This is a genomic window from Banduia mediterranea, from assembly GCF_031846245.1.
Taxonomy (GTDB): Bacteria; Pseudomonadota; Gammaproteobacteria; order Nevskiales; family Nevskiaceae; genus Banduia; species Banduia mediterranea.
On record NZ_JAVRIC010000010.1, the window covers coordinates 117,098 to 123,960 of the forward strand.

Sequence of the window (6,863 nt, forward strand, 5' to 3'; positions counted from 1 at the left end):
CCGTTCAGGTGGCGCGGTGCTGTGAGGACACCAGCACCAGTCCGCTGGAGGTGACGCTGTGGTGTTGCCGGTCGCGCTCCGGATCAAGGCCGATGACGCTGCCCGGCGGCAAGTGGCAGCCTTCGTCGACGATGGCGTTGCGGATTCTGCTGCCGGCGCCGACGCGGGCGCCCGGCAGCAGAATGCTGCGCTCGATGCGACTGTCCGCTCCGATCGCCACGTCGCGTGACACCACCGAATCGCGAATCTCGACGTCGCCGTTCGGCAGCTGGCCGGACGGGTCTCGACCCACCGCGCGGACCGGCCAGGTGGCATCGATCAGGTCCAGCGGCGGTGTCGCGCTGGCAAGCTCCAGGCTGGTCTGCCAGTAGGCATCGAGGGTGCCGACATCGCGCCAGTAGCCGGCGCGTGTCGGGTCGCGCACGTCCTTGAGGCTGTGTGCATAGAGGCGGGGTTCGGTCCTCACCAGGGCCGGGATGATGTCCTTGCCGAAATCATGGCTCGAGCGGCTGTCGGCCGCATCGACTTCGAGCCGGTCCAGCAACAGCCCGGTGTCGAACAGATAGATGCCCATCGACGCCAGCGCCCGATCCGGCTTGCCGGGAATCGGTCTGGGGAACGGCGGCTTTTCGACGAAACCGCGCAGGCGCTGCTCGGAATCGACCTCGATCACGCCGAAGCCCGAAGCCTCCGCCAGCGGCACTTCGACACAGCCGACCGTGAGCCGTGCGTCATGGCGCAGATGGTCGGCCAGCATTGCGGCATAGTCCATCTTGTAGACGTGGTCCGCGGCCAGCACCAGCACGTGCGAGGGCGCCAGGCTGCGGATCACGTCGCGGTTCTGGCAGACCGCGTCGGCCGTGCCGGCGTAGCTGTTCTCGCCGTGCGCGGCCAGCGTGCGGATCGTCTCGCCGTCGGCCCCCGATGACCGCCAGGCTTGCAGATGCGACGCCAGGGTGCCAGCCATGTACTGGGTCAGCACGCCGACTTCACTGATGCCGGAATTGCGACAGTTCGACAGCGTGAAGTCGATGATGCGATGTTGCCCGGCGATCGACACCGCCGGCTTGGCGCGTCGCTCGGTGAGCGTGCCCAGGCGCGTTCCGCGACCGCCGGCCAGCACCAGCGCGAGCACGCCTTTCATGTCCGGCCGAGGCGCCACCCGGTGGCAGAGTGCCAACGGTCTGGCCGGGCTCGGGGCGGAGCGTACGAGTGCTGGGTGGGATGCGGGGATGTCCCTACGGGACAGCGGCGTAGGGTCGAGCTGTTCCAGGGCGGTGGCGGGGGGCATGTGGTGGATCTCCGTCAAGAGCGAGCAGCTTGAGTCCTTTCATCCTAGGGGTGACATGGGGATTGCGCATTGACCTGAATCAATTCGCTTACGGCGTCTCGTTGACGGGTGTGTGTGGGTCGTCGGCGCGCCGATTGTGGGCGATGCCGGCCGGCGAGCGCGGGCGCCGGTCGAGCGCCGCCAGATTGGAGCTGTCGCGCAGCCGCCGCCAGATTTCCATCGGCGTTCCGGGGACGCTGCGCAGGCGTTGCATTCCATCCGGCGTCAGCGTGACGTAGACGCCGTCGGAACCGCATTCCGAGCTGAGGCGACCGGCCAGTGTCAGGCGTTCCAGCGCCTGGTAGAGATCGTCGCTGCGCAGCGGCAGCTCGGCCCATTCCTGCTGCAGCGTGGTCAGCGACAGCCGACCGCCCGTCGGAATCAGGTCGTCGCGGAAGATGCGCATCAGAGCATCATCGATCGCGCCTTCGGTCGGGTGCAGATGCATGGTCGTGGTCCTCAGCTCAATGCCTGCAAGGCAGCGGGATTGACGATCTCGCAATGCGCGCCGCGGCGCTTGAGCACGCCGCGTTCCTGCAGGCGGGTGAATGCGCGCGATACGGTTTCGGTGGTGAGCCCCAGATAGCGCGCCAGATCGGTCCGCGACATCGGCAGATCGATTTCGCTGCGGATGTCGCCGTCCTGCCCGCGCAACTGCGTGACCAGGAAGTCGGCCACGCGCTGGTCGGCCGCGCATCGGCCACGATGCAGCATGCCGTAGAGACGTTCGAATTCGTGGCACAGCTTGGAGAGCACGCGATCGCGGAACGAGGGCGAGCGTGTCATCTTCTCGCGTACCGCCGCGGCCGGCAGCTTGCACACCCAGCTGCGGCTCAAGGCCACGGCGTTGGTGTGGTAGCTCCGGTCGCAGACCGATTCGAGGCCGGCGGCATCGTTGGCGAGTTGAAAGCCGCGCACCTCTTCCTCCCCGTCGCTGGAGCAGACGTAGGTCTTGGTGGCGCCGCCGCGGATCACGTAGAGCGTGTCGGCCGGATCACCGGCGTGGTAGAGGTGTTCGCCCTTGGCGACCACCCTGCGAACCACCTGTGGCGGGTGCAGGCTGTCGGCGGTCAGCGCGCCGCCGAGGCAGTGCCCGGCGCGTGCGCAGTCGCTGCAGGGATTGTTCGCTGCGTCGCTGGAGACGGTGGTGTCGGCGTGGCTCATGACTGTCCTGTAGCGCAAGGCTTGCAGGAAAGTCTGCCGCCGCGAGCCACGACCGCCCATTCGGTATTTCCGAGACGAAGCTGCGGAAACTACGTAGCTGGCCGTAGCCGACGGATTCGTTTGCATTACGGTTCATTCCGGTTTGGACGCCTGATCGCGAATGCGCTGCTCCAGCCTTTCGGCCAGCGCCGGTGGCTTGACCACGTACACGTCACAGCGCACATGGTCGAGCAGCGCCCTGGCGGAGCCGCCCAGCAGCAGGTGCTCCAGGCCCTTGTGGCCGGCGGTGCCGAGCACCAGCACATCGGCCTGGCTGCGCTGCGTCAGCTCGCGCATCGAACGCTTGAAGGTTCCGAGCAGGAAATGGCGTCGCAGGTGCGGCACGCCGTAGTCGGCGGCGAAGCTGTCGAAGGCAGTCCGCGAGCCCTTGCTCAGCGAGGCGTACTGGTCCGGGCGCAGGTTCGGCACCAGCGGCGGCAGGGCCTCGGCCGCGACCAGCGGGTCGAAGACCGTGGCCAGATGCAGGTCGGCATTGCTCTGGATCGCCAGCGCCAGCGCCTGATCGACAATGTGCCGGTTCAGGGCTTCGTCCTCATCGAGATCGACGGCGGCGACGATGCGCTTCGGCAGGGCATGCGCGCCCATGTGCACCAGCAGCAGCGGAACCGGACAGTCGCGCAGCAGATGCCAGTCGAGCCGCGCCAGCAGCAGGCGTCGCGCCGGCGTTTCCGGGTCCGCGTCCTTGATCAGCAGGTCGGCCTTGAACTCGACGACGTGTGCCAGGATTTCAGCCAGCGGATCGGAATCGCTGATCGCCTCGGTCGTGAATTGCGGGTTCGGTGCATCCAGAAGCTGCGCCTCTTCCTTGAACCAGAGCCGCCGTTCCTGAAGCAGCGCCTCGCGATCCGGAGCCGAGCCCGACTCGTCGAGTACGCACACGTGCAGGGCGGCGCCGCTTGCGTTGGCGAGCCGGATCGCGCGTTCGAGCGCCGGCGAGCGCTGCGCCTCGCCCACGGTGACCAGCATGATCCGCCTGAACTGACTCATAAAGGATTCTCCATCACGGCCGCCAGAAGCAGCGGTCACCCCTCGAAACTCCACCTCTACGGGAGAATCGACATTGACGCGGGTCAATCGCCTTGCCGGCGGCACTGATGCCGGTCAATGCGGACCGGGGACCGCGGACTAGGCTGGGGCCACGTCGAAACGCCAGCAGAGGCCGTCATGAGCAGCCGCCGGATCACCATCATCCAGGGCCACCCCGATATCGAGGAAAGCCATCTGGGCCATGCCCTCGCCAGCGCCTATGCCGATGGCGCGGCGCAGGCCGGGCATCAGCTGCGCTATGTGATCGTCGCGCAGCTGGAGTGTCCTGTTCTGCAGTGCAAGGAGGATTGGGAGCACGGGCCGGCACCGGAGGCGATCGTGGCGGCGCAGCAGGCGATCGCCTGGGCCGATCATCTGCTGATCGTGTTTCCGTTGTGGCTCGGAACCATGCCGGCCTCGTTTCAGGCCTTTCTGGAACAGTTGCTGCGCCCCGGTTTCGCCTTCGATCCGCAGGCGAGGGGGCGCCCCAATCTGCTCGCCGGCCGTTCCGCGCACCTCGTGGTCACGATGGGCCGGCCCGTGCCCGTCCGCTGGCGACTGTTCGGTGCCGACGGGGTGCGCGGACTGGTGCGCAACGTGCTCCGCTACTTCGGCGTGTCGCCGGTTCGTACGAGTTATCTCGACACCGGCGGAAAGGCCGGGCCACGCGGCGTCCGTCGCTGCCTGGAGCGGATGCGTCGTGCCGGTGCCAAGGCGGCCTAGCAGGAGCGCAAGGCCGTCCCGGCGGCGCGCCGGCCTGACCTGGATCAATGAAATCGGTGACCAGGCGATGAGAATTGCAGGGTCCATCCCCCCCGAGAGCTGACCATGACCGATTCCACCGCACCCGTCGTCGATTTCGATTCGGTGAGTCGCCACGATGTCGGCCTGGTCGGCGGCAAGAACGCCTCCCTCGGCGAGATGATCCAGAACCTCACGGCTGCCGGCGTGCGGGTGCCACCGGGATTCGCCACCACCGCTGCGGCCTATCGCCGCTTCATCGAGTCCAACGGGCTGGAGTCCCTGATCCGCGGGCAGCTCGCGGCCTGGAGCGATAGCCGCATCAGCCTGGCCGAAGCCGGCGCCGCGATCCGGGCCGCCTTCATGCAGGCGGACTGGCCGGCCGAGAGCAGCGAGGCGGTTGTGCGGTTCTACCGCGCGCTCGGCGAGCGCCTGGGCGATGTGGCGCCGTCGGTCGCCGTGCGCTCCAGCGCGACCGCCGAGGATCTGCCCGACGCAAGCTTCGCCGGTCAGCAGGAGACCTATCTCAACGTGGTGGGCGAGGCCGAGCTGCTGCTGGCCTGCAAGCGCTGCTACGCCTCGCTGTTCACCGATCGCGCGATCAGCTACCGCCAGGCGCGCGCTTACGATCATCTCAGCGTGGCCTTGTCGGTGGGCGTGCAGCAGATGGTGCGTTCCGACCGTGGCGGTTCCGGCGTGATGTTTTCGATCGACACCGAAACCGGATTCGATCGGGTGGTGCTGATCAATGCGGCCTGGGGGCTCGGCGAGACCGTGGTGCAGGGTCTGGTCGATCCCGACGAATACGTGGTGTTCAAGCCGTTGCTGGCCGATCCCGAGCGGGTTCCGATCGTGGAGAAGACCGTGGGCGGCAAGGCCATCAAGATGGTCTATGCGGCCGAAGGCGGCAAGAGCACACGCACCGTCGCCACCTCCGTGGCCGAACGTGAGCGCAGCGTGCTCGACGACAGCGAGATCCTGCAACTGGCGCGCTGGGCCTGCGTCATCGAGCAGCATTACGGCGTGGCGATGGACATGGAATGGGCCCGGGACGGTGACAGCGGCGCGCTCTACATCGTGCAGGCGCGGCCGGAAACCGTGCAGTCGCAGCGCCGCGAAGATGCGGCACTGAAAAGCTACAGCGTGAGCGATGCCGGGCCGATGCTGCTCTCGGGGCTGGCGATCGGCGATGCCGCGGTCAACGGCCGGGTCTGCATCGTGCTCGACCCGCGCAGTGTCGAGGACTTCCCGCAGGGTGCGATCCTGGTCGCCGAGAACACCGATCCAGACTGGGTGCCGATCATGCGCAAGGCCGCGGCCATCGTCACCGATCACGGCGGTCGCACCTCGCACGCCGCGATCGTCAGCCGCGAACTCGGCGTGCCCGCCCTGATCGGCACCGGTCAGGCGACGCGGGTCCTGCACGACGCGCAGGACATCACCGTGTCCTGCGCCGAGGGCGACACCGGTCAGGTGTATGAGGGCCACGCCGAAATCTTCGCCGAATCGATCTCGCTCGACCATGTGCCGTCGACCCGCACCAAGCTGATGCTCAACCTTGCCAACCCGGCGGCGGCGTTCCGCTGGTGGCGCCTGCCGGCCGATGGCGTGGGTCTGGCGCGCATGGAGTTCGTCATCAGCAACACGATCAAGGTGCATCCGATGGCTCTGGCGCATCCGGAGCGCGTCAGCGACCCCGAGGTCCGCGCGCAGATCGAACAGCTCACGCGCGGCTATGCCGACCGCACCGACTACTTCGTCGAGCGGCTCGCGAGCAGCCTGGCGCGCATCGCCGCGTTCTGCCATCCGAAGCCGGTGATCGTGCGGTTGTCCGATTTCAAGTCCAACGAATACGCGAATCTGCTCGGCGGCGCCGGTTTCGAGCCGCACGAGGAGAATCCGATGCTCGGACTGCGCGGCGCCTCGCGCTACTACTCGCCGCGCTATCGCGACGGTTTCGCGCTCGAATGCCGTGCACTGCGGCGCCTGCGCGAGGTGCTGGGCTTCGACAACGTGATCGTGATGGTGCCGTTCTGTCGCACGGTCGACGAAGCCGACCACGTGCTGACGGTGATGGCCGAACACGGCCTCAAACGCGGCGAGCGGGGCCTCAAGATCTACGTGATGTGCGAGATTCCGGCCAACGTGATTCTGGCCGAGGATTTTGCCGCGCGCTTCGACGGCTTTTCGATCGGCAGCAACGACCTGACCCAGCTGACCCTCGGCGTGGACCGCGATTCCGACGAACTGGCGCCGCTGTTCTCCGAGCACAATCCGGCGGTCAAGCGCCTGATCGAAGACGTGATCGGGCGCGCGCACAGCGTGGACACGCCAGTGGGCCTGTGCGGCGAGGCGCCCAGCAGCCACCCCGAGTTCGCCCGGTTTCTGGTGGACGCCGGCATCGATTCGATCTCGGTCAATCCGGCGAGCTTCCTTGCCGTGAACCGCAATGTGCATCTGGCGGAGGTCGCGATCGACAATGCCACCGGCGTGCGCTGAGGGCGTGCGCGACGGTTTTTGATCCATGTCAATGACGCGTCGC

General features: G+C 67.3%; 6 protein-coding genes. 2 read left to right on the forward strand and 4 right to left on the reverse strand.

The window, feature by feature from the left end; all coding sequences use genetic code 11:
• Nucleotides 1-4 precede the first annotated feature (4 nt).
• The 4 genes from RM530_RS09090 to RM530_RS09105 form a co-directional block, all read right to left on the reverse strand.
• On the reverse strand, nucleotides 5-1,144 hold the full coding sequence (locus RM530_RS09090) for a sugar phosphate nucleotidyltransferase (protein ID WP_311364907.1): 1,140 nt from the start codon (nucleotides 1,142-1,144) through the stop codon (nucleotides 5-7).
• A 235-nt stretch (nucleotides 1,145-1,379) separates the two neighbouring features.
• On the reverse strand, nucleotides 1,380-1,778 hold the full coding sequence (locus tag RM530_RS09095) for a hypothetical protein (RefSeq protein ID WP_311364908.1): 399 nt from the start codon (nucleotides 1,776-1,778) through the stop codon (nucleotides 1,380-1,382).
• An 11-nt stretch (nucleotides 1,779-1,789) separates the two neighbouring features.
• Nucleotides 1,790-2,494, reverse strand: a complete 705-nt coding sequence (locus RM530_RS09100; protein ID WP_311364909.1) for a Crp/Fnr family transcriptional regulator — start codon at nucleotides 2,492-2,494, stop codon at nucleotides 1,790-1,792.
• Nucleotides 2,495-2,626: 132 nt separating this feature from the next.
• Nucleotides 2,627-3,541 carry a universal stress protein gene (locus RM530_RS09105; protein ID WP_311364910.1) on the reverse strand — a complete coding sequence of 305 codons (915 nt, stop codon included), beginning with the start codon at nucleotides 3,539-3,541 and terminating at the stop codon, nucleotides 2,627-2,629.
• 177 nt (nucleotides 3,542-3,718) lie between these two features.
• Between RM530_RS09105 and RM530_RS09110 the strand changes: the two genes are divergently transcribed.
• Nucleotides 3,719-4,303 (forward strand): NAD(P)H-dependent oxidoreductase, encoded by a 585-nt coding sequence (locus RM530_RS09110; protein WP_311364911.1) that lies wholly within the window; start codon nucleotides 3,719-3,721, stop codon nucleotides 4,301-4,303.
• Between the two features lie 105 nt (nucleotides 4,304-4,408).
• The gene (ppsA, locus tag RM530_RS09115) at nucleotides 4,409-6,820 is read left to right on the forward strand and encodes a phosphoenolpyruvate synthase (RefSeq protein ID WP_311364912.1); all 2,412 of its coding nucleotides are present in this window, start codon (nucleotides 4,409-4,411) and stop codon (nucleotides 6,818-6,820) included.
• The last annotated feature ends 43 nt before the right edge of the window (nucleotides 6,821-6,863 follow it).